The sequence below is a fragment of the Brachybacterium aquaticum genome (genome assembly GCF_014204755.1).
GTDB classification, from domain to species: domain Bacteria; phylum Actinomycetota; class Actinomycetes; order Actinomycetales; family Dermabacteraceae; genus Brachybacterium; species Brachybacterium aquaticum.
Genome location: NZ_JACHLZ010000001.1, coordinates 2,094,071 through 2,117,074, shown reverse-complemented (window position 1 = coordinate 2,117,074; position 23,004 = coordinate 2,094,071). Strand labels below are relative to the sequence as shown.

Below are 23,004 nucleotides of genomic sequence, written 5' to 3'. Positions count from 1 at the left end.
GCCCGGCCCGCTGCCGGGGCTCTCCCGCTACTCGGCGACGAGCCCCGGCAGCGGATCCATGCCGTCCACGAGCCCGGCCAGGAGCTCCGCCTCGGCCAGCGCCGCGGCGATCGACAGCGCCCTCCGCTCGAACGGCGCCGCGCCCACCAGGGCCGTGTGGTCCACGAGCAGCCCCTGCGCCAGCCGCGCGGGGAGCAGCGCCGCGGTCGCGTCGTCCAGCGTCCCGCCGGGCAGGGCGTAGACCGCCTCGCGCACGACCACCGGGCCGCCGTCCTCCTCCGCGTAGCCGGCCAGCTCCGCGGCGCGGGTGCGGTGCAGCTCCGCCTCGTCCAGCCGCGCGGTGCGCTGGTCGCCGTCGGTGCGGGCGGCGAGCACCTCGTGCACGTACCCGGCGTACCACTCCTCCTGCTGCGCCCGCTCGAGCGAGGAGAAGTAGTCCTCCTGCGCCCCGACGGAGGGCGGATCGGTCTGCGGCACGTCCCGCTGCGGGACGAGATCCGCGGCGACGGGGGAGGGGGAGACCTCGCCCTGCCCCGAGGCGGTCTGCAGGCGGCGTGCGCTCCAGGCGGTGCGCGCCGCGACCGCGACGAGCGGGCGGGCGAGGGAGCCGGAGACCTGCCGGGCCCCGTCGGCCGCGAGATCGCGCAGCTCGACCAGCACCGCGAGCAGGGCGGGGATGTCGCCGGGCACCTCGACGGGGACAGGGACGACGTCCTCCTCGGCGCCGGGGTCCTCGGCCGCCTCGGCCTCGCGCTCCTGCTGCGCCCCGGTCAGCAGCGCGTCGCGCTGCACCGGCAGGGCGGTGGTGAGGGCCGACAGCGCGGAGGTGAGCGACGCTTCGGCACCGATCGCGCCGTCGTCCCCGCCGCCGTCGCTCGCGCCGCCGCCCTGCGCGGCCAGCAGCGCGTCGGCCCCGGCGATCGCCCGGTCCAGCAGGGCGAGCAGGTCGTTGCGGTAGAGGTCGTCGATCCCGGGCGGAGGAGGGGTGTACTCCTCGGGGCCGCCGAGCGCGACGGGGCCGCAGGCGGTCAGCGCCTCGGTGCCGAGCAGCCCCGCGCCGAGGGTCCCGAGCGTCGCGCGCAGCACCGTCCGACGGGACGGGCACGGCGGGACGGCGGGGGACGGAGAGGGGACGGGCACGGGAGGATTCTCGCATCGACCGGCCCGGTGGCGGCGCGGACGGCGCGCGGACATTATCCTGGGGGACATCGCGCCGGGGACCTCCCCGGCCACCACAGGCACCCATAGCAGGAGGAGGCGCACCGGCCATGAGCGCACTCGACGACCGGACGATCCTGCGAGAGGCGGCGACGCCGGTGCTGGACGCCCACGGACTCGTGCTCGAGGAGATCGAGCTGGGCCGGGAGGGCGGCATGCCCCGCCTGCGCCTGGTCGTGGACCTGCCCGAGGACCAGCTGGGCAGCGCCGACCTCGACACCGTCGCCGAGGCGTCCCGGGAGCTGTCCGCCCTGGTCGACGCCGACGACGCGCTGCTGGGCCCCGACCCGGTGCTGCTGGAGCTGACCACCCCCGGCGTGGACCGCGCCCTCACCGAGCCCCGCCACTTCCGCCGCAGCCGCGGCCGCCTGCTGACCCTGACCACCGCGGACGGCACCGAGTACCGTGCCCGCCTGCTCGCCGTGGACGGCGGGACGCTGCGACTGCGCCAGGAGCCCGGCCGCGACGACCGCGGCCGCCCCCGCAAGCTGCCCGCCGGCACGACCGAGCGCCTCGAGCTGTCGCTCGCCGAGGTCACCGCCGCGAAGGTCGAGGTCGAGTTCGACCCGCCGGAGGACCTCGAGGCCCTGCTGGCCGAGGCGCAGGCCGACGGCACGGAGGGCGGCACGGCAGAGACCTCCACCGACCCCACCCCCACCGGCGAGACCGCCGGGACCACCGCACCGAAGGAGAGCTGATCATGGACATCGACATGGGTGCCCTCAGGGCCCTCGAGCGGGAGCGCGAGATCAGCCTCCCCGTGCTGCTGGACGCGATCCGCTCGGCGCTGCACGCCGCCTACCTGCACACCGACCACCCGGTGCGCGACTCCGAGGTGCTGATCGACGAGAAGACCGGCCAGGTCGCCGTTATCGCGCGCGAGCGCAACGCCGACGGCACGATCCTCGAGGAGTGGGACGACACCCCCGAGAACTTCGGCCGCGTCGCCGCGAGCACCGCCCGCCAGGTGATCTTCCAGCGCATCCGCGACCTCGAGGACGACGCGGTGCTCGGCGCCTACGCCGACCGCGAGGACGACATCGTCTCGGGCATCATCCAGCAGGGCCGCGAGCCGCGCATGGTGCTCGTGGACCTCGGCGAGGTCGAGGCCGTGCTCCCCCCGCACGAGCGGGTGCCCGGCGAGGACTACTCCCACGGCCGCCGCCTGCGCGCCTACGTCACCGAGGCGCGCCGCGGCCCCAAGGGCCCCCAGATCACCCTCTCCCGTTCTCACCCGAACCTCGTGCGGCGCCTGTTCGCCCTCGAGGTCCCGGAGGTCGCCGACGGCACCGTCGAGATCGCGGGCCTGGCCCGCGAGGCCGGTCACCGCACCAAGATGGCGGTGCGCGCGACCGTCCCCGGCGTCAACGCCAAGGGCGCGTGCATCGGCCCGATGGGTGCGCGCGTGCGCTCGGTGATGAACGAGCTGGGCGGCGAGAAGATCGACATCGTCGACTTCGACGAGGACCCCGCGACCTACGTCGCCGGCGCCCTCTCGCCCGCCAAGGTCACCTCCGTCACCGTGATCGACGAGGTGGGCCGCGCGGTCCGCGCGATCGTCCCCGAGAACCAGCTCTCCCTCGCCATCGGCAAGGACGGGCAGAACGCGCGCCTGGCCGCGAAGCTCACCGGCTGGAAGATCGACATCCGCGCCGAGGGCGCCCAGGCGCCCGCCGCTACCACCGCCCCCGGCGACCCGGGTCCCGCGGGGGACTGACCGCGCAGGCGCGACCGCGCGGGGCGACGCGTCCGCGCCGGTCCCGCCGGCGCCCCGCCGCCCCGTGAGGTGTGTCCCACGCCTCCCCGCTGAGGTCCTGAAGGTCCAGGTCCGCTATGCTGGGGAGGCTGTTCGCCCGGTGCAGACCCGGATCGCCCGTCGATCCGGAGCCGTCCGGGCGGAGGCGCTCGGAGCACAGGAGGTGGCGTGGAGACCCGCACCGCCCCCCATGTCCCGCAGCGCACGTGCGTCGGCTGCCGAGAGGTGGCCCCGCGCGCTCAGCTGGTGCGTCTGGTCCGGGAGTCCGCTCCCGACGGCGCCGCCGCGCGAGTCCGCGTCGATCCCACCGGATCGGCACCCGGTCGCGGGGCGTGGCTCCATCCCGATGCATCATGTCTCGACCTCGCCCTGCGGCGAGGCGGCGTGGCCCGGTCGTTCCGCGGTCCCGTCGACACCGGGCTCCTGGCCCGGGACCTCGAGGCCTCCGACCCCACCCGAACGTGGAACAGGTAGAAGAACCCATGGACATCCGATGAGTACTCGCTCATGAGCACCCTCAGGATCTAGTGGTCCGCGCCCTCTTGTCGGCCGGACCGAGACAGGAGAAACGTGGCTAAGGTCCGCGTCCACGAGCTCGCCAAGGAGCTCGGACAGCCGAGCAAGGTCGTTCTGCAGAAGCTGCAGGACATGGGCGAATTCGTTCGCTCCGCCAGCTCCACCATCGAAGCACCGGTGGCGCGCCGCCTGCGCGAGGAGTTCCCCGCCTCCGGCGGCGAGAGCAGCTCCGCGCCCAAGAGCGCCGCCCCGAAGAAGCCTGCCGGCGCCCCCAAGCCCGGCGGCGCCCCCACCCCCGGCCCCGCGCCGAAGCCCGGCGCGAAGCCCGCCGAGGAGAAGGCCGCCCCGGCCGCTCCCGCCGAGCCCGCCCCTGCGGCCCCCGAGACCGAGCAGGCCTCCGCCCCCGCGGCGAAGAAGCCCGTCGGCCCGTCGGCCCCCAAGCCCGGCGCCAAGCCCGCCGCGCAGACCCCCAGGCCTGCCGAGGAGCCCGCGGAGGAGAAGACCTCCGGGCCGAAGCCCGGCGGCGATCGCCCCGCGCCGCGTCCCGGCGCCGCGCGTCCCGGCAACAACCCCTTCGCGTCCTCGCAGGGCATGCCCCGTCCCGGCCAGCGCAAGCCCGGCCAGGGGCAGGGCGGTCAGGGCCAGGGCGGTCGCCCCGGCCGCGAGGGCGGCCCGCGCCCCGGCGGTCCCCGCCCGGGCAACAACCCCTTCGCCTCGTCGCAGGGCATGCCCCGTCCCGGCCAGCGTCCCCCGCGCCCCGGCCAGGAGCAGGGCGGCGGTCGTCCCGCACGTGAGGGCGGCGCTCCCCGTCCCGGTGGCGCCCCGCGTCCCGGCGGCGGTGCACCCCGTCCCGGCATGCCCACCCCCGGCATCATGCGCCAGCACTCGCACGGCGGTCTCGCCGATGCGAACCAGGGCGGCGGCGCAGCGCGCGGTCGCGGCGGTCGCCCCGGCCCCGGCGGTCGTCCCGGCGGCGGTCCCGGTGCGGGCGGCGGTCCTGCCGGTGGTGGCGGCGGCCCCCGCGGTCGCGGCGGTCGCGGCAGCACCCAGGGCGCGTTCGGTCGCGGCGGCAAGCCGGCCCGCTCCCGCAAGTCGAAGCGCGCGAAGCGTCAGGAGTTCGAGCAGCAGCAGGCTCCGGCGCCGGGCGGCGTCTCGATCCCGCGCGGCAACGGCCAGACCGTGCGTCTGCGCCGCGGCGCGTCGCTCACCGACTTCGCCGACCGCATCGACGTCAACCCCGCGTCGCTGATCACGGTGCTCTTCGCCATGGGCGAGATGGCCACGGCCACCCAGTCGCTGGACGAGGACACCTTCGAGCTGCTGGGCACCGAGCTCGGTTACAAGATCGAGATCGTCTCCCCGGAGGACGAGGAGCGCGAGCTGCTGGAGCAGTTCGACATCGACCTCGACGCCGAGCTGGCCGAGGAGGACGAGTCCGATCGTCTGCCGCGCCCGCCGGTGGTCACCGTCATGGGTCACGTCGACCACGGCAAGACCCGACTGCTGGACACCATCCGCAAGGCGAAGGTGGGCGCGGGCGAGGCCGGCGGCATCACCCAGCACATCGGCGCCTACCAGGTCGAGGTCGAGCACGAGGGCGAGGAGCGTCAGCTCACCTTCATCGACACCCCGGGCCACGAGGCGTTCACCGCCATGCGTGCCCGCGGCGCCGACGTCACCGACATCGCGATCCTCGTGGTCGCCGCGGATGACGGCGTGATGCCCCAGACGATCGAGGCGCTGAACCACGCCCAGGCGGCCGACGTGCCGATCGTGGTCGCGGTCAACAAGATCGACAAGCCCGAGGCGAATCCCGAGAAGATCCGCCAGCAGCTGACCGAGTACAACCTGATCGCCGAGGAGTACGGCGGCGACACGATGTTCGTGGACGTCTCCGCCCGCGAGAACCTGCACATCGACGACCTGCTGGAGGCGGTGCTGCTCACCGCGGACGCCGCCCTCGAACTCACCGCGAACCCGGACAAGGACGCGCGCGGCGTGGCCATCGAGGCGAACCTGGACCGCGGTCGCGGCCCGGTCGCCACGGTCCTGGTGCAGCAGGGCACCCTGCGCGTCGGCGACGCGATCGTGTGCGGCACCGGCCACGGCCGAGTGCGCGCCATGCTCGACGAGAACGGCCAGAACGTGGACGAGGCGGGTCCCTCCCGCCCGGTCCAGGTGCTGGGCCTGACCTCCGTGCCCGGCGCCGGTGACTCCTTCCTGGTCGCCCAGGACGAGCGCACCGCCCGTCAGATCGCCGAGAAGCGCGAGGCCGCCAAGCGCGCCGCCTCGCTGTCCAAGGCCCGCAAGCGGATCTCCCTCGAGGACATCAATAAGCACATGGCCGAGGGCAAGGTCGAGACCCTCAACCTCATCCTCAAGGGCGACGCGGCCGGTGCCGTCGAGGCCCTCGAGGAGTCCCTGCTGGGCATCGAGGTCGGCGAGGGCGTGGACCTGCGGATCATCGACCGCGGCGTCGGCGCGATCACGATGAACAACATCAACCTCGCCGTCGCGTCGGACGCCGTGATCATCGGCTACAACGTGCGCGCCGAGGGCCTGAACGCGGAGTACGCCGACCGCGAGGGCGTGGAGATCAAGTACTACTCGGTCATCTACAACGCCATCGACGAGGTCGAGCAGGCCCTCAAGGGCATGCTCAAGCCGGAGTACGAGGAGGTCGAGCTCGGCTCGGCGGAGATCCGCGAGATCTTCCGCTCCTCCAAGTTCGGCAACATCGCCGGCTCCATCGTGCGCAGCGGTCTCATCAAGCGCGGCGCCAAGGCGCGCATCACGCGCAACGGCACCGTCGTCGCCGAGAACATCGAGATCGCCGGTCTGCGCCGGTTCAAGGATGACGTCACCGAGGTCCGCGAGGGCTACGAGTGCGGTATCAACCTGGGATCGTTCAACGACCTCCAGCTCGAGGACCTCATCACCACCTACGAGATGCAGGAGAAGCCCCGCAGCTGATCCTGTGATGCCCGGGCACCTCCGTGAGGGGGTGCCCGGGCGCACCGGCAGGGGAGGAGACCCACGATGAACGAGGTGTCCCTCCTGCTCCGCGCCCCCTCGGCCAACCGCGTGTACGCGCAGGCCGCGGGGGCGCTCTCGCGCGCCGAGGCGCACTGGGCGCTCGGGGCCCACCTCGGCACCGCCCCCGTCCTCGCCGAGCGGACGCTCGCGGGGATGGAGGCGCTCGAGCTGCGTCGCCCGTCAGCCGGGGATCCGTCGGCCGACGGGCCGGACTCCCCGGCCGACGGGCAGGCCGCCCTCGAGGACCGCCTGCTCGGCCTGCTGTCCTCGACCCTCGGAGTGCTCGACGTGGTCGAGGAGACCGCCGGGGACCCGGACCGTCCCCTGCTGCGACCCCGCCCGCTGTCCACCGCGCTGCACCACCCCTCGGATCTCGAGACCACTCTGCGCTACCCGGGCAAGACCAACGAGCAGTTCACCGCGCTGATGATCAACGTCGCCGCGGCTCTGTCCACCCGCCGGGCCGGGCTGCTGGACGGCACGCTCGACCTGCTGGACCCGCTGTGCGGGCGGGGTACCACTCTGAACCGGGCGCTGCGGCTGGGGCTCAGCCCCCGCGGCGCCGAGATCGACCGCAAGGACGTCGAGGCGTACCGCGCCTTCCTCGGCACCTGGCTGCGCACCCACCGCTACAAGCACACCCTCGACTCCACCCGCCTCACCGTGCGCGGCGAGCAGCTGGGCAGCCGGCTCGAGGCCGAGCTCGCCCTCGACAAGCAGACCCTGCGCGAGAACGGCGGGCAGCGCGTCACCGTGCTCGGCTGCGACACCACGCGCCTTTCCGAGGTGATGCCCGCCCGCTCCGTCGACGCGCTCGTGGGCGACCTGCCCTACGGCGTCCAGCACGGCGCCCGGGCCGGCGGCACCTGGCGGCGCTCCCCGCTCGAGGTGCTGCGCGAGGCCGCCCCCGGCTGGCGCTCCCTGCTGCGCGACGGCGCCGGGGTGGCGCTGGCCGTCAACCGCCGCACCCTGGACCATGGCGAGGCGAGCGCCGTGCTCGCCGACGCCGGTCTGCGGGTCCTCAGCGCCGACGGCGCCTTCCGCCACCGTGTGGACCAGTCCATCGACCGTGACATCCTGCTCGCGGTCCCCTTCGACCACCCCCGCGCCGACGAGCTCGCCGCTCTCGGCGCCGACCAGGAGACACCAGTACCATGAACGACAGCCCCCGCGCCCTCAAGCTCGCCGACCGCATCAAGGTCATCGTCGCCACGCAGCTCGACACCCGGGTCAAGGACCCGCGCCTCGGGTTCGTGACCATCACCGACGTGCGCGTCAGCGGCGACCTGCAGCACGCCACCCTCTTCTACACCGTCTTCGGCACCGACGAGGAGCGGGAGGGCACCGCCGCCGCGCTGCGCAGCGCCACCGGCATGCTCCGCCGCGAGGTGGGCCGCCAGACCGGCGTGCGCCTGACCCCGACCCTCGAGTTCATCGCCGACGCCGTCCCCGAGAACGCCCGCATCATCGAGGACCTCCTCAGCGAGGCCCGCGGCCGCGACGCCGAGCTCGAGAAGGCCAAGGTCGGCGCCGTCCACGCCGGCGAGGCCGACCCCTACCGCAAGCCCCGCGAGGAGGAGCTCGAGGACGACGAGCTCGACGACGACGATCTCGACGACGAGGACGACGATCTCGACGACGAGGCCGACGCGGCCCGCGGACAGGCGTGAGCCCCGCCCCGCACGGGATCCTCCTGGTCGACAAGGCTCCCGACCGCACCAGCCACGACGTCGTCGCCCGGGTCCGCTGGCTGCTGGGCACCAAGAAGGTCGGGCACGCCGGCACGCTGGACCCCATGGCGACCGGGCTGCTCGTGCTCGGCATCGGCCAGGGCACCCGCCTGCTCACGCACCTGGTGGGTCTGGACAAGACCTACGAGGCCACGATCCGGCTGGGCCGTGCGACCGCGACCGATGACCGCGAGGGCGAGCCGCTCGGCGAGCACGTCGACGCCACCGCCCTCACGGACGCGCAGATCGAGGAGCAGGTCGCCGCTCTGCGCGGCGACATCGCCCAGGTCCCCTCCACCGTCAGCGCCATCAAGGTCGACGGCAAGCGCGCCTACGCCCGCGCCCGGGCGGGGGAGGACGTCGAGCTCGCCGCTCGCCCCGTGCGGATCTCCCGCTTCGAGATCACCGCGCGCCGCGAAGCGGACGGCCATCTCGATCTCGACGCGGTCATCGACTGCTCCTCCGGCACCTACATCCGTGCGCTCGCCCGCGACCTCGGCGCTGCGCTCGGCGTGGGCGGGCACCTCACGGCCCTGCGCCGCACGGCCGTAGGCCCCTTCGCCGTCGCGGACGGTGCGCACGTCCCCGCCCGCGGCGAGGGTGACGACGTCGACCTGCCCCTGCACGGCCTCGGCGGGATCGCCCGCCAGGTGCTGCCCGCGCTCCAGGTCGATGCCGCCCAGGTCGAGGACCTCGGCACCGGCCGACGCATCCACGCCGCCTCCGAGCCCGTCCCGGCACCGGGCCCGCACCGCCCCCGCACCGCCGAGGCGGGGGAAGAGAGCCCCGTCGCGGCGCTCGACGCCGCAGGGCGCCTCATCGCGATCCTCGTGCGCGAGGGCGCCCAGTGGCGCCCCACCCTCGTGGTCCCGGCCGACGCCCGCTGCTGAGGCGCCGCACCGCACAGGACTCGGCATCGCACAGGGCGCCGCACAGCACGAGAGCCCCCACAGCACGAGAGCCCCCACAGCACGAGAGCCCCCACAGCACGAGAGCCCCTCCCGACGGATCGGGAGGGGCTCTCGTGCACTGTGCGGGGGAGGGACCACCCGCGCCGACGGTGCGTCAGCGGTGGACGACCACCTTGGTGCCCATGCTCGCCCAGTCGTACAGCCACTTGGCGTCGGAGACCGGCAGGTTGATGCACCCGTGGGAGCCGGAGTAGCCGAACGAGGAGCGCCAGGGCGCGCCGTGGAAGCCGTAGCCGTGGTGGAAGTACTGCACCCACGGCACGTCCCGGATGTAGTAGTACTTCTCGTGACCCTCGGGGTAGTACGCGGCGTTGGTCATGTCCTGACGGTCGTAGCGCAGGTAGATCTCGTAGGTGCCGGTGGGCGTCTCGTTGCCCTCCTTGCCGTCGACCATCGAGCGAGGGCCCCACACCGGGGTGTCGCCCACGTAGGCGGTGACGGTCTTGTTGGTGAGGTCGACGTCGATCCACTTCTCACCGGTGGGCTCGGCCGGGGCGGCCTCCTCCTCGGTCTTCTTCTCCTCGTCGGTGGCCTTGTCGTCCGAGGTCTTCTCGTCCTCGGCCTTCTTCTCCTCCTCGGCCTTCTTCTCCTCCTCCGACTTCGGGGCGTCGACCTGGTCGACCTCGGCCTCGAGCTTCTTGGTCTCGAAGGCTGCCTCGAGCGGAGTGGTGCCCTTCAGCGCGGTGATGAGCTCCTCGGCGACCGAGTCGGTGTTGGTGATCTCCAGGCCGTCCTTCTTCTCGGAGACGACCTTGACGACCTTGCCGGACTCGTCGACCTGCTCGATGCCGTTCTCCGGCTCGACGGCGTCCTTGTCGGCACGCGCGGAGACCCACTCGCGCACCGCGTCCTCGTCCACCGCGACGGACAGGCCCTGGCCGTCCTCGGAGGGGGTCACGGAGATCCAGCTGTTGCGGCGCTCGGCGGAGACCTCGTGGGTCTCGCCGTCCGCGCCGGCGATGGCCATGGGCTGCTCGAGGATCTTGGCGATCGAGCCGACCACGTCCTGGGCCTCCTCATCGGTGATCGCCGGGGCGATCTCCTCGATGGGCTGCTCGACGGAGAAGTCCTTCAGCGCGGAGGCGTTGGCGGTGACCGCGTCCACGAGGTTCTGCGGGTCCACGCCCTGACCGTTGCGGCCGGGCTCGACGTTCCAGGTCTGGGCGTCCTCGTCGAAGACGACCTGCGCATCCACCGGGGTGGTGAGGTCGGCAGGGACGAGGCCCTTGGCGAACTCGGCGGCCTTGGCCTCGTCGACGGTGACGACGGGCTCCACCGGGTGCTCGCCCGACCAGGTCGAGGAGAGCACGGCGGGCAGCGAGTCGTCGCGCTGCACGGCGGCCTGTCCGGTCGCCGCTGCGTCCACGGTGACGCCGAGGTCCGCCAGCGGCACGTCGAGCTGCTGGTCGCCGGCGGTCACGGAGACCTTCACGGCGTCACCGCGCTCGGTCACCAGGGCGGCGATCTCCTCAGGGGTCTTCCCGGCCACGTCCTGGCCGAGCACGGTGGTGCCTGGGAGCGCGCGGCCGTCGAACTGCTTGGCATAGGCGAGGGCCCCGCCGGTCAGCACCACGGCCAGGGCCGCGAGGACTGCCACCAGGACCAGGGCGACGCGGCGGCGGCTGCGGCCGCCGGGACGGGTCGGGCCGCCCAGTGCGGCCGTATCGGTCACGTTCGTCATGGATGAGATCCGTTCTCGACGGCCGTCGTGGTGCCCCCGCTCTCGCAGGAGGACACAGGGGTCCCTCCCCGGCGCCGCCTTGGCGGCCAGGATAACGGGTTCCTGTGCAGCAGGGCAGGAGCCTCGGGCCGTCCTTCGTCACAGCTGGGCAACGGCCCGCGAACAGGAACCTCAGGGGTGCGCGTGCTCGCACAGGCCCATGCGCTGGTCGTCGCGCACGTCCGCGCAGGGGCCGGGGCGGGGCCTCGACGAGGGGCCGGCGCGAGCCCCGCAGCCGCCGGGCGCTACAGTGTGACCGGCGAACCCGCCGCCGCGCCCGATCCCGGTGCGGCCGAGCGAGGGGGCATCAGCTCCCCGGCACCGGAAGGACCTGACCGCGTCGTGACCCGCCCGCCCATCTGGCACTCCGTCGAGGAGGTGCCCGCCGCGCTCGGCCCGACCGCGGTCTCGATCGGCAACTACGACGGCGTCCACCGCGGCCACCGCTACGTGCTGGACCAGCTGCGCCACCACGCCGAGGTGCGCGGCCTCGAGCCCGTCGCCCTCACCTTCTGGCCCCACCCCCGCCACGTCATGGGCGATCCGTCGGCGACCCCGCTGCTCACCGGTCACGAGGACCGCGACCGCCTGCTGCTGCTCGCCGGGATGCACGGCGTGCTGGACCTCGCCTTCACCCTCGACTTCGCCCAGTACTCCCCGGAGGACTTCGTGCGGGTCTTCCTGGTCGAGGGACTCGGCGCCAAGTGCGTGGTCCTCGGGGAGGACGCCCTGTTCGGCCGCGCGAACGCCGGCACCATCGACACCATGCGGGAGCTGGGGGAGCGGTACGGCTTCGAGGTCGTCACCGTCGACGACCTCGGGCCCGAGGGCGCCGGCACCGGGCGCCTGTCCTCCTCCGGCATCCGTCGCGACCTGCTCGCCGGCGACGTGCGCGCCGCGAACGAGGCGCTCGGCCGCCTCCACACCGTCACCGACGTGGTCCATCACGGCTTCCAGCGAGGGAGGGAGCTGGGCTTCCCCACCGCGAACCTCGGCCCGGCCCCGCAGGGCCTCATCCCGGCCGACGGGGTCTACGCGGGCTACGCCACCGTGACCGCCCAGATTCCCGCCCACGAGGGCACGGAGCCGCTGACGGGCGCGCCCGCCACGATCTCCATCGGCACGAACCCCACCTTCGAGGCCCACGGCGCGCCGCAGCGCACCGTCGAGGCCTATGTGCTCGGCGCCCACGACCACGACCTCTACGGCGACACCCTGCGCCTGGAGTTCGTGGACTTCCAGCGCCCCACCCTGAAGTTCGACTCCATCGACGCGCTGGTCGCACAGATGCGCGAGGACGTCGAGGTGACCCGCCGCACTCTCGCCGACGAGCGCTCCCGGTCGGGGGCGGCCGGCTGATATCCTGCCGGGTGCCGTCATATCGGCCGCGGAGAGCGCTCCGCCCCCATGCATCGCATCCCTCACACATCGTTCGGGGTGCTGCATGTCCGGGGCCCGCTCATCGGAAGAGCCCGGGACAGAAGGTCCCGGCGCGCCGCGCAACGACCTGAGGAGAACCAGTATGGCCTTCGATACCGCCACCAAGCAGGCGATCATCTCGGAGTACGCGACCGGCGAGGGCGACACCGGTTCGCCCGAGGTCCAGATCGCGCTGCTCACCCACCGCATCACCTACCTGACCGAGCACCTCAAGACCCACAAGCACGACCACCACTCGCGCCGCGGTCTGATGCTGCTGGTCGGTCAGCGCAAGCGCCTCCTGAAGTACCTCCAGGAAGTCGACATCGAGCGTTACCGTGCGCTGATCAAGCGCCTCGGCATTCGCCGGTGATCCACCGCCGCCGCTCGCCCCTCGGGCGGGCGGCGGTGTCGTGTGTCCGCCCGTCGGCGGACCAGACCCCGCCCCGACCAGGTTCGGTCCTCGGCAGTGACCTGCGGACCAGGCGATCCGGAAGCCCCGGCTCAGCCTGACCGCCGCGGGTGAGTGACGAAGGCCGCGCCGGAGGGGCACCCCCGATACAAGGAGATCCCCCATGGCCATGGAAGGCCCTGACATCACCGCCACCACCGCCGTCATCGACAACGGCTCCTACGGGCGCCGCGAGGTCCGCTTCGAGACCGGCCGCCTCGCCCAGCAGGCCGCCGGCGCCGTGTCCGTCTACCTCGACGACGACACCATGGTGTTCTCGGCGACCGCCGTGTCGAACAAGCCCAAGGACCAGTTCGACTTCTTCCCCCTCACCATCGACGTCGAGGAGCGGATGTACGCCGCGGGCCGCATCCCCGGCTCGTTCTTCCGTCGTGAGGGCCGCCCCGGCACCGACGCCATCCTGGCCGCCCGCCTCACCGACCGCCCGTTGCGCCCCGCCTTCGTCAAGGGTCTGCGCAACGAGGTCCAGGTCGTCCTGACCGTCATGGCCTGCAACCCCGACGACGCCTACGACGTCGTCGGCATCAACGGCGCCTCCGCCTCCACCCAGATCTCGGGCCTGCCCTTCTCCGGCCCGATCGGCGGCGTGCGCATCGCCCTCATGCCCGACGCGCAGGGCGGCGGCCAGTGGGTCGCCTTCCCGACCTTCACCCAGCTCGACGAGGCCGTGTTCTCCATGGTCGTCGCGGGCCGCATCGTCGGCGACGACGTCGCGATCATGATGGTCGAGGCCGAGGCCACCGACAACGCCTGGACCCTCATCAAGGACCAGGGCGCCATCGCCCCGACCGAGGCCGTCGTGGCCGAGGGCCTCGAGGCCGCGAAGGTCTTCATCCGCAGCCTGTGCGTGGCCCAGCAGGAGCTGGCCGCCAAGGCCGCCAAGCCGGTGCGCGAGTTCCCGCTGTTCCTGGACTACCAGGACGACGCCTACGCCGTGGTCGAGGGCGCCGCCACCGAGCGCCTCGCCGAGGTCATGTCCATCGCCGCGAAGCAGGAGCGCGAGGAGCGCACCGAGCAGCTGCTGGCCGAGGTCACCGCCGAGCTGGCCGGTGAGGGCAAGGAGCTCGAGGGCCGCGAGAAGGAGGTCACCGGTGCGTTCCGCTCGCTGACCAAGCAGGTCGTGCGCCGCAAGGTCCTCACCGACGGCATCCGCATCGACGGCCGCGGCCTGCGCGACATCCGTGCGCTCTCCGCCGAGGTCGAGGTGCTCCCGCGCGTGCACGGCTCCGCCCTGTTCCAGCGCGGCGAGACCCAGATCCTGGGCGTCTCCACGCTGAACATGCTCAAGATGGAGCAGCAGATCGACTCTCTCGGGCCGGTCGATCGCAAGCGCTACATCCACCACTACAACTTCCCGCCGTACTCCACCGGCGAGACCGGTCGCGTCGGCTCCCCGAAGCGCCGCGAGATCGGCCACGGCATGCTCGCCGAGCGCGCCATCGTGCCGGTCCTGCCCAGCCGCGAGGAGTTCCCCTACGCGATCCGTCAGGTCTCCGAGGCGCTGGGCTCCAACGGCTCCACCTCGATGGGCTCGGTCTGCGCCTCGACCCTGTCGCTGCTGAACGCCGGTGTGCCGCTGCGCGCCCCGGTCGCCGGCATCGCCATGGGTCTGATCTCCGGCGAGATCGACGGCGAGCAGCGCTACGCGGCGCTGACCGACATCCTCGGCGCCGAGGACGCCTTCGGCGACATGGACTTCAAGGTCGCCGGCACCTCCGAGTTCGTCACCGCCATCCAGCTGGACACCAAGCTCGACGGCCTGCCCGCCTCCGTGCTGGCCGGTGCGCTGTCCCAGGCCCACGAGGCGCGCCTGGCGATCCTCGCGGTGCTCGAGGAGGCCATCGACGCCCCCGACGAGATGAGCCCGCACGCCCCGCGCGTCCTCGCGGTCACCATCCCGGTGGACAAGATCGGCGCGGTCATCGGCCCGAAGGGCCAGATGATCAACCAGATCCAGGACGACACCGGCGCGGACATCACCATCGAGGACGACGGCACCGTCTACATCGGCGCGACCGACGGACCCTCGGCCGAGGCGGCCCGCTCCGCGGTCAACGCCATCGCCAACCCGATGGTCCCCGAGGTCGGCGAGCGCTACCTCGGCACCGTGGTGCGCGTGGTGGACTTCGGCGCCTTCGTGTCCCTCACCCCGGGCAAGGACGGCCTGCTCCACGTCACCCAGCTGCGCAAGCTCAACGGCGGCAAGCGGGTGGACAACGTCGAGGACGTCGCCAAGGTCGGTCAGAAGATCGAGGTGGAGATCCGCGAGATCGACGCCCGCGGCAAGATCTCCCTCGCCGTGATCGAGGACGAGGCCGAGAACGGCGAGTCGACCGAGTCCGCCGAGTCGGTCGCCTCCGAGGAGACCACCGCCGAGTGATCCTCGCGGTGTGATCGCCCCCGGGCGATCCACCCGTCGGCCCCGGTCGACGACCGCTGGAGGGGAGGTGCCCATGACCGGGCGCCTCCCCTCCGCGCATGTCGGCCCGCCGACCCGGGCCGCGCCGGCGCCCCGTCGGCCGTGACGAACGGCTCGGCTCCCTCCCACCCGCCTCGTGGAACAATCGATCGATGCCTTCTGACCTCCTGTACGACGACCCTGCCTCGGACGTGGTGCTCGACGCCGCCACCGGGGTGCGCCGCAGCATCCTGCCCGGCGGCGTGCGCCTGCTGACCCAGACCGACCGCAGCGTGCGCAGCGCCAGCATCGGCCTGTGGCTCCCGGTCGGCTCCCGCGACGAGGCCCCCGCCCACGCCGGCTCCACCCACGTCCTCGAGCACCTTCTGTTCAAGGGCACCCGGCGCCGCAGCGCGATGGACATCGCCACCGCCTTCGACGAGGTGGGCGGCGACTCCAACGCCGTCACCGCCAAGGAGCACACCCTCTACTACGGGCGGGTCCGCTCCGCCGACGTCCCCATGGCCGTGGACGTCTTGACCGACATGATCACCGCCAGCGTCCTGGAGGGCGACGCCCTGGCCACCGAGCGCGAGGTCATCCTCGAGGAGCTCGCCATGGCCGAGGACGACCCCAACGACGTCGGCTACGAGACCTTCCTCGCCGACGTGCTCGGCCCCGAGACGGCGCTCGGCCGGCCCGTCGGGGGCACGGCGGAGACCGTCTCCGCGCTCGACATCGAGGACGTGCGCGCCCACTACGCCGAGCACTATCGCCCGGACAACCTCGTGGTCACGGCCGTGGGTGACATCGACCACGACGAGCTCGCCGGTCTGCTGCTCGCGGGCCTGCGCCGCGGCGGCTGGACCCTCGAGGACGGTGCCCTGCCGCGCCGCCCCACCCGCCTTGAGGGCCTCGCCGGCGCCGCGCGCACCTCCGGCGACGTCGCCGCCCTCGCCCCGCGCCGCCTCACCCGCCCCACCGAGCAGAACCACATCTACCTCGGCGGTCTCGGCCTCACCGCCCTCAGCGAGGACCGTCACGCCCTGTCGATCCTCATGAGCGTGCTCGGCGGCGGCATGTCCTCGCGCCTGTTCCAGTCCGTGCGCGAGCAGCGGGGTCTTGCCTACTCGGTGTACTCCTTCAGCGCCGGCTACCGCGACGCGGGACTGTTCGGCATGTACGCCGCGTGCCGTCCCGGCCGCACCGGCCAGGTCGTCGGGCTGCTCGCCGCGGAGCTCGAGCGCATGGGCGCCGAGGGCATCGACGAGCTCGAGCTCGCCCGCGCGAAGGGACAGATCACCGGCTCCTTCGCGCTCGGGCTCGAGGACACCAGCTCCCGCATGGGGCGGCTCGGCACGATCGAGCTGGTCCACGGCCGCTACACGAGCGTGGACGAGACCCTCGCCCGCATCGGCGAGGTCGACGTCCCCGCCGTGCGCGAGCTCGCCGCGCGCCTCGCCCGCTCCTACAGCACCCGGGTCGAGGTCGGCCCGGAGTCCTGATCCCGCCCGCCATCCATCCCGTCCCCGAGGAGCACCCCATGACCCCGCAGCCCGCACCCCGCACCGCCACCCCCGAGGAGCCGCTGCGCGTCGCCGTGCTCGGCGCTCGCGGCCGCATGGGCTCCGCCGCCTGCACCGCCGTGGAGGAGGCCCCCGACCTCGAGCTCGTCGCGGCGCTGGGCCGCGGCGACGACCTGACCGCGGTGACCGAGGCCGGCGCCGAGATCGCCATCGACCTCACGGTCCCCTCCGCCACCGCCGAGAACGTTCGCTGGCTGGTCGAGCACGGCATCCACGCCGTGGTCGGCACCACGGGCTGGACCGAGGAGACCCTCGGCGCGCTGCGCGAGCAGCTCGCCGCGGCCGACGGGATCGGCGTGCTCATCGCGCCGAACTTCGCCATCGGCGCCGTGCTCGCCATGCGCTTCGCTGAGGTCGCGGCCCGCTACTACGACAGCGCCGAGATCATCGAGATGCACCACCCGAACAAGCTCGACGCCCCCTCCGGCACCGCGCGCCACACCGCCGCCGCGATCGCCCGCGGCCGCGCCGCCGCCGGTCTCGGCCCCGTCCCGGACGCCACCGAGAAGGACCCCGACGGCGCCCGCGGCGCGGTCGTCGACGGCATCCACGTCCACGCCGTGCGCCAGCAGGGCCTGGTCGCCCACGAGGTCGTCCAGTTCGGCGGGGTGGGGGAGCAGTTCGTGCTGCGCCACGACTCCTTCGACCGCGTCAGCTTCATGCCCGGCGTGCTGCTGGGCGTGCGCGAGGTTGCCGCCCACCCCGGCCTCACCGTGGGGCTGGACGGCTACATGGACCTCGGCTGAGGCCGCCCGGATGCGCCAGAAGCTGCTCGTCGCAGCGCTGCTGCTGATCACCGCCGCCTATGCCTGGGGCCTGGGCTGGATCGCTTGGGGCTTCGTGAGGGTCGGCGGAGCAGTCGGCTGGGGCCTCGCCCTCGGCATCGTGCTGCTGCTGGCGCTGACCGTGTGGGTCACCTGGCGCGAGGTGCTCTTCGGCCTCGCCTCGGGCGATCTCGCTTCCCGCTACGAGCCCCCTGCCGACGCGATCGCCGAGGATCCGGCCGCCGAGTTCGAGGCGGCGCGGGAGGCGCTGGAGGGGGAGACCGCGGCCGACGGGGTGCAGGACGACTGGCGGGCATGGTTCCGCCTGGCGCTGGCCTACGACGCGATGCGCGATCGCAGGAACGCCCGGCTGTCGACCCGCCGCGCGATCGAGGCGTCCAAGCGCACCGCCGCCGCCCGAGGCTGAGTCCCCGTCACCGCCACCGCCAAAGTCCGCGGCTGAGCCGGGGCCGACGGGGCCGGGCCGCAGCGCCCGCCCCGTCGGCCGCTCCGCCGGCGAGCTGACGGCGAGCCGTCAGGCCCAGCCGAGGGCGCGCAGCGCCGCGGCGACCACGGCGGCCCCGACCACCACCGCGAGGAACGGGGCGCGCAGGAGCAGCAGCACCACCCCGGCGGCGAGCCCGGCCAGGCGCGCATCCAGCACGATCTCGGCGCCGCTCACCGCGGTCTGGGTCGCCACCAGCGCGCCGAGGAGTGCGATCGGCAGCAGCGTCGTGATCCGCGAGATCCGCGGACCCTCCAGCACATCCTGCGGGGCCTGGTAGCCGATCCACTTCTGCACGAAGCTCAGCACCGACGCGGCGATCACCGCGATCCACAGCAGGCTCATCGGGTCCCCTCCTCGTCCTCCGGCCGCTCCGCCGACCTCTCTCCCGTGCTCGCCAGGCCCTGACGGTGGGGGAGCAGTCCCGCGACCACCGCGACCAGCGAGGCGGCGAGTACCGGCAGGCCCGCGGGCAGCACCGGCGTGGTCACCAGCGCCACGAACGCCGCGGCGACCGCGATCGCCACCGCGTCCCCGGTGCGCAGTCGCGGCCACAGCAGCGCGAGGAACGCACCGGCGGCCGCCGCGTCGAGCCCCCAGGCCGACGGGTCGGCGATGTACTGCCCCGCGAAGGCGCCCACCAGGGTGAACAGGTTCCAGAAGACGTACACCCACACCCCGGCGGACCAGAACCCGGCCCGCTTCTCCTCGACCGTGGTGCCCGAGGCGGCCAGCGCCGCGGACTCATCGATCGTCAGCTGCGCGCGGGCGACGCCCTTCACCCCGCCGCGCGGCAGGGACGGGGCGAGGATCAGGCCGTACAGGGTGTTGCGGATCCCCAGCAGGAGGGAGGCGAGCGCCGCACCGAGCGCGGAGCCGCCCCCGCCGAGCACCCCGATGAAGGCGAACTGGCTGCCGCCGGTGAACATCACCGCCGAGAGCACCACCGCCTGCCACACGTCCAGTCCCGAGGCGGTCGCCAGTGCGCCGAAGCTGATGCCGTACAGCCCCGTGGCCAGCCCGATCGAGAAGCCCGTGCGGCGGATCCTGCGCAGGGCATCCGTCGAGGAGCCTGTCGCGGAGCCTCCAGCGCCGCCCGCGGGGGAGCCCGCGCCGTCGGCGGGCGTCGTCGATGCCGTGGTCATGATGCTCGACACTCTACGATCACCTGCGGCGACGACGCCGGGACGCCCACGTGCCGTTGTGCCATCCTGGGGCGCATGACCTCTCCCACGGGCACCACCCACGACGAGCAGTCGCTGCCGCTGACCACCGGCGCACTGCTGCTGGACATGGACGGCACCCTCATCGACTCCGGCCCCGCCGTCGAGCGGTCCTGGAACCAGCTCTTCCGCGAGCTCGGCGCCGACCTCACCTTCGGCCACGCCCAGCACGGCAAGCCCGCGCGCCAGGTCCTCACCGAGGTCCTGCCGGAGCTCACCGAGCAGGAGCTCGCCGACGCCCACTCCCGCATCGAGGAGCTCGAGAGCAGCGACGTCGAGGGGATCGTCGTGCTGCCCGGCACCGAGCGCCTCCTCGCCGAGCTGGACGCCGCCGCCGAGCAGGTCGGCCGTCCCACCTGGACGATCGTCACCTCCTGCACCCGGCCCCTGTTCGAGGCCCGCTGGGCCCGCACCGGCCTCGCCGTCCCCGCGCACCTGGTCACGGCCGACCAGGTCACCCGCGGCAAGCCCGACCCCGAGCCGTACCTCCTCGGCGCCGAGCGCCTGGGCGTCGAGCCCGGCCGGACCGTCGTCATCGAGGACTCCGTCGGCGGGCTGCGCTCCGGCACCGCAGCCGGTGCCCGCACCGTCGCCGTGACCAGCACCACCCCGGCCGGGGAGCTGTCCCCGCTCGCGGACGCCCTGGTCACCTCGCTCGACGACCTGGAGGTCCACGTCCAGGGCGAGGACCTGCTCCTGTCCCGACGCGGCAGCTGAGCGCTCCGCGCCCAGCTCCCGACCCACTGATCCCACCGCCGCGCCTCACCCGTCGGGCGCGGCCCCGTTGATAGGCTCGGGCGGCCCGACCGGTCCGCCCCGACACTCGAGAAGCGGACGCCCTCCAGGCGTCCCGGAACCCGACGACGAGCGCCCGGACCGCGGAGCGCAGCCGTCATCCTCGAAAGGACTCGTCCCATGTGCGGAATCGCCGGCACCTACGGATTCGGCGCTGACACCGAGGGCATCGCCCGCCGGATGAGCAGCGCGCTGGCCCATCGCGGCCCCGACGGCGAAGGCCTCTTCGTCGACGGCGAGACCGGACTCGCCCACCGCCGCCTCGCCATCATCGGCCGCGAGCACGGCGCCCAGCCGATGACCACCGCGGACGGCCGCTACACCATCGTGTACAACGGCGAGACCTACAACTACCTCGCGCTGCGCGCCGAGCTCGAGGAGCTCGGGCACGTCTTCCGCACCGACTCGGACACCGAGGTGCTGCTGGAGGCCCACGCCGAGTGGGGCACCGCCGCCTACGACCGCTTCAACGGCATGTTCGCCTTCGCGATCCACGACGCCACCACCGGCACGATCACCCTGGCGCGCGACCACTTCGGCATCAAGCCGTTGTACTACTGGATCGACCCCGCGACCGAGGCCGGCGCCGCCCCGCGCATCGTCTTCGGCTCCGAGATCCGCTCGCTGCTGGCGGCGAAGGTCTTCGAGGCCGCGCCGGACGACCGCGCGGTCTACCGCTACCTGAAGTTCCGCGTCCAGGACGACGACTCCCGCACCTTCTTCGCGGGCGTGAACCGCCTGATGTCCGGCGAGATCCTCGAGATCCGCCCCGACGGCACCGACGTCTCCTCCTTCACCCGCCTGAAGGAGGAGCTGCGCGAGATCGCCGCCCGCCCCTCCCGCCCCTACGACGAGAAGGTTGTGGACGAGTACCGCGAGCGCTTCCAGGAGTCGGTGCGGCTGCGCCTGCAGTCCGAGGTCCCCGTCGGCACCTCGCTCTCCGGCGGTCTGGACTCCTCCGCCGTCGCCGCCGTCATCGCCCGCCAGCTGCGCGAGCAGCCCGGCGACGAGGGCTTCAGCGCCGTCGGCAGCCGCCAGAACACCTTCTCGGCCGTGTTCCCCAACTCCTCCAACGACGAGGAGCGGTACGTGGACGCGCTGCTGGAGGACTACCAGGGGCAGGTCACCCCGCACAAGATCACCCCCAAGCCCGGCGCCTTCCTCGAGGACCTGCACGACTTCGTGCGCACCCAGGAGGAGCCGATCATCTCCACCGGCCCGTACGCCCAGTACGCGGTCATGCGCGTGGCCAGCCAGCACGTCACCGTGCTGCTGGACGGCCAGGGCGCCGACGAGATGATGGCCGGCTACAACCCCTACTTCTACGTCTACCTGCGCCAGCTGCGCCGCCAGAAGCGGTTCAAGGAGCTCGCGAGCGAGATGGTCGGCTCGAGAGACATCCTGCGCAAGCTCGCGAGGACCAAGTTCTCCGGCCGCACCTCCGTGCCGATCGAGGCGCTGCTGAACTCCGGCTTCGTCGCCGAGCACAGCGGCGAGAAGGTCACCAGCGTCCAGGACGACCTCAAGGAGCGGCTGATCGAGGACACCTTCCGCGCCTCGCTGCCCTCGCTGCTGCGCTACGAGGACAAGAACACGATGCGCTTCAGCATCGAGGGGCGCGTGCCGTTCGTGGACAAGGAGCTGCTGAAGTTCCTGTTCTCCCTGGACGAGTCCGCGATCATCCACGACGGCTGGAACAAGCGCATCCTGCGCGAGGCCATGGACGGGATCCTGCCCGACATGATCTCCAAGCGCCGAAACAAGATCGGCTTCACCACCCCCGAGGGGGAGTGGTTCCGCTCGATCGCCCCGCAGCTGCGCGACATCTTCGCCTCGCAGTCCTTCGCCTCGCGCCCCTACTTCGACGCCCCCAGCGTGCTGGCGCTGTTCGACGACTACATCGCCCACCCCGAGAACCACGGCACGCTCATGTTCTGGCGCCTGCTGAACGTCGAGCTGTGGATGCGGACCTTCTTCGACGACGCCGAGGGCGCGACCCGCGCGCTCGGCGGCTCGGCCGACGAGGCCGCCCTCGCGGCCGCTCCGGCCCCGGCCGCCCTCGCCTCCGCGCCCGCGGTCGAGGAGGAGGTCGTGCCCAAGAGCGATTACGTCGCCAACCCCGACAAGCAGCTCGACCTCGTCTCCGAGGCCGACGGCCACAGCTGGCGCCGCCTGCCGCTGCAGACCGCGCTGGTCGCCCGCGGCGACGACATCGTGCGGATCGCGCGCGAGCGGGTCGAGGCCTTCGCCTCCTCCCTGCCCGCCGACGTGGTCCCGGACGGTGCGCCCTGGTACTTCGTGATCAGCGAGAAGATCATCGCGATCTCCCAGAACCGCTCCTGGTTCACCTGGGAGATCAAGCCCCGACGCTCCGCCAAGGTGCTCAGCCGCTTCGTCAGCCGCACCCCCGCCGGCATCGGCCTCGGCGACCCCACCACCATGGAGCTGGCGATCCGCGAGGTCGGCCTGCCCCGCGTGGTCGCGGCCTCCGCCGTGGGCGCCGCCGGAAAGGTGGTCGGCAAGCGCGGACTGTTCTACGAGGTCGTCGGCGCGAACGTGCGCGCCATCGACGGCCCCACCCCGTACTCGGCGTTCCCGTCCAACGTCTCCGCGAAGCTGCCGCCGAAGGATCCGGACCAGGTCTCCGCGCAGATCTCCGCCGCGATCCGCGCCGCGGACATCCCCGACGCGCTGAAGAAGAGCTTCGTGGGCACCGTGGTGATGGACGCCAACGACATCGGCCGCAACGTCCTCGGCTCCGACGTCGCGACCTCGAACGACGTCCTCGAGGCGACCTTCGCGGACAATCCGCTGGGTCAGGGCCGTCAGCGCACGCCGCTGGCGATCCTCGTGGATCTCGGCACCGCGTCCTCGCGGTGACGACGCGCCCGGCTG

General features: G+C 73.1%; 19 protein-coding genes. 15 read left to right on the top strand and 4 right to left on the bottom strand.

Annotated elements, in window-relative coordinates:
* Nucleotides 1-27: 27 nt before the first annotated feature.
* Nucleotides 28-1,140: a DUF4439 domain-containing protein gene (locus HNR70_RS09465; RefSeq protein ID WP_312857624.1), complete on the bottom strand. Its 1,113-nt coding sequence runs from the start codon at nucleotides 1,138-1,140 to the stop codon at nucleotides 28-30.
* A gap of 128 nt (nucleotides 1,141-1,268) precedes the next feature.
* Here HNR70_RS09465 and rimP point away from each other — a divergent pair, with 128 nt between their 5' ends.
* The 7 genes from rimP (at nucleotide 1,269) to truB (ending at nucleotide 9,146) form a co-directional block, all read left to right on the top strand.
* Nucleotides 1,269-1,916 carry a ribosome maturation factor RimP gene (rimP, locus tag HNR70_RS09460; RefSeq protein WP_184325435.1) on the top strand — a complete coding sequence of 216 codons (648 nt, stop codon included), beginning with the start codon at nucleotides 1,269-1,271 and terminating at the stop codon, nucleotides 1,914-1,916.
* Nucleotides 1,917-1,918: 2 nt separating this feature from the next.
* Nucleotides 1,919-2,935 carry a transcription termination factor NusA gene (gene nusA / locus HNR70_RS09455; protein WP_184325434.1) on the top strand — a complete coding sequence of 339 codons (1,017 nt, stop codon included), beginning with the start codon at nucleotides 1,919-1,921 and terminating at the stop codon, nucleotides 2,933-2,935.
* 207 nt (nucleotides 2,936-3,142) lie between these two features.
* Nucleotides 3,143-3,448, top strand: coding sequence for a YlxR family protein (locus tag HNR70_RS09450; RefSeq protein ID WP_184325433.1), 306 nt, complete (start codon nucleotides 3,143-3,145; stop codon nucleotides 3,446-3,448).
* 96 nt (nucleotides 3,449-3,544) lie between these two features.
* Nucleotides 3,545-6,463 (top strand): translation initiation factor IF-2, encoded by a 2,919-nt coding sequence (gene infB, locus HNR70_RS09445; protein WP_184325432.1) that lies wholly within the window; start codon nucleotides 3,545-3,547, stop codon nucleotides 6,461-6,463.
* A gap of 66 nt (nucleotides 6,464-6,529) precedes the next feature.
* Nucleotides 6,530-7,684 carry a TRM11 family SAM-dependent methyltransferase gene (locus HNR70_RS09440; RefSeq protein WP_184325431.1) on the top strand — a complete coding sequence of 385 codons (1,155 nt, stop codon included), beginning with the start codon at nucleotides 6,530-6,532 and terminating at the stop codon, nucleotides 7,682-7,684.
* The gene (gene rbfA / locus HNR70_RS09435; protein ID WP_184325430.1) at nucleotides 7,681-8,196 is read left to right on the top strand and encodes a 30S ribosome-binding factor RbfA; all 516 of its coding nucleotides are present in this window, start codon (nucleotides 7,681-7,683) and stop codon (nucleotides 8,194-8,196) included. The genes HNR70_RS09440 and rbfA overlap by 4 nt, the downstream gene beginning before the upstream one ends.
* On the top strand, nucleotides 8,193-9,146 hold the full coding sequence (truB, locus tag HNR70_RS09430; protein ID WP_184325429.1) for a tRNA pseudouridine(55) synthase TruB: 954 nt from the start codon (nucleotides 8,193-8,195) through the stop codon (nucleotides 9,144-9,146). The genes rbfA and truB overlap by 4 nt, the downstream gene beginning before the upstream one ends.
* Before the next feature lie 175 nt (nucleotides 9,147-9,321).
* Here the strand turns inward: truB and HNR70_RS09425 are convergent, their stop codons facing one another.
* On the bottom strand, nucleotides 9,322-10,908 hold the full coding sequence (locus tag HNR70_RS09425; protein ID WP_184325428.1) for a L,D-transpeptidase family protein: 1,587 nt from the start codon (nucleotides 10,906-10,908) through the stop codon (nucleotides 9,322-9,324).
* Nucleotides 10,909-11,289: 381 nt separating this feature from the next.
* Here HNR70_RS09425 and HNR70_RS09420 point away from each other — a divergent pair, with 381 nt between their 5' ends.
* The 6 genes from HNR70_RS09420 to HNR70_RS09395 all read left to right on the top strand — a co-directional run bounded on the left by HNR70_RS09420 (nucleotide 11,290) and on the right by HNR70_RS09395 (nucleotide 18,013).
* A complete protein-coding gene (locus tag HNR70_RS09420; protein ID WP_184325427.1) occupies nucleotides 11,290-12,306 on the top strand; it encodes a bifunctional riboflavin kinase/FAD synthetase in 1,017 nt (338 codons plus the stop codon).
* 163 nt (nucleotides 12,307-12,469) lie between these two features.
* Entirely contained in the window at nucleotides 12,470-12,739 is a 270-nt protein-coding gene (rpsO, locus tag HNR70_RS09415; protein WP_184325426.1) for a 30S ribosomal protein S15, read from the top strand.
* 208 nt (nucleotides 12,740-12,947) lie between these two features.
* A complete protein-coding gene (locus HNR70_RS09410; RefSeq protein ID WP_184325425.1) occupies nucleotides 12,948-15,218 on the top strand; it encodes a polyribonucleotide nucleotidyltransferase in 2,271 nt (756 codons plus the stop codon).
* A gap of 191 nt (nucleotides 15,219-15,409) precedes the next feature.
* Nucleotides 15,410-16,741, top strand: coding sequence for a M16 family metallopeptidase (locus HNR70_RS09405; RefSeq protein WP_184325424.1), 1,332 nt, complete (start codon nucleotides 15,410-15,412; stop codon nucleotides 16,739-16,741).
* A 38-nt stretch (nucleotides 16,742-16,779) separates the two neighbouring features.
* Nucleotides 16,780-17,568, top strand: coding sequence for a 4-hydroxy-tetrahydrodipicolinate reductase (gene dapB, locus HNR70_RS09400; RefSeq protein ID WP_184325423.1), 789 nt, complete (start codon nucleotides 16,780-16,782; stop codon nucleotides 17,566-17,568).
* A 10-nt stretch (nucleotides 17,569-17,578) separates the two neighbouring features.
* Nucleotides 17,579-18,013: a hypothetical protein gene (locus HNR70_RS09395; protein WP_184325422.1), complete on the top strand. Its 435-nt coding sequence runs from the start codon at nucleotides 17,579-17,581 to the stop codon at nucleotides 18,011-18,013.
* A gap of 108 nt (nucleotides 18,014-18,121) precedes the next feature.
* Here the strand turns inward: HNR70_RS09395 and HNR70_RS09390 are convergent, their stop codons facing one another.
* Nucleotides 18,122-18,436: an AzlD domain-containing protein gene (locus HNR70_RS09390; RefSeq protein WP_184325421.1), complete on the bottom strand. Its 315-nt coding sequence runs from the start codon at nucleotides 18,434-18,436 to the stop codon at nucleotides 18,122-18,124.
* On the bottom strand, nucleotides 18,433-19,236 hold the full coding sequence (locus HNR70_RS09385; protein ID WP_184325420.1) for an AzlC family ABC transporter permease: 804 nt from the start codon (nucleotides 19,234-19,236) through the stop codon (nucleotides 18,433-18,435). Before HNR70_RS09385 ends, HNR70_RS09390 begins: the two co-directional genes overlap by 4 nt.
* 75 nt (nucleotides 19,237-19,311) lie before the next feature.
* On the opposite strand from HNR70_RS09385, the gene HNR70_RS09380 reads away from it, so the two are divergent.
* Together HNR70_RS09380 and asnB are read left to right on the top strand one after the other, a co-directional pair.
* Complete coding sequence (locus HNR70_RS09380; protein ID WP_184325419.1) at nucleotides 19,312-20,031, top strand: HAD family hydrolase; 720 nt, start codon at nucleotides 19,312-19,314, stop codon at nucleotides 20,029-20,031.
* A 198-nt stretch (nucleotides 20,032-20,229) separates the two neighbouring features.
* Nucleotides 20,230-22,989 carry an asparagine synthase (glutamine-hydrolyzing) gene (gene asnB, locus HNR70_RS09375; protein WP_184325418.1) on the top strand — a complete coding sequence of 920 codons (2,760 nt, stop codon included), beginning with the start codon at nucleotides 20,230-20,232 and terminating at the stop codon, nucleotides 22,987-22,989.
* Nucleotides 22,990-23,004 lie beyond the last annotated feature (15 nt).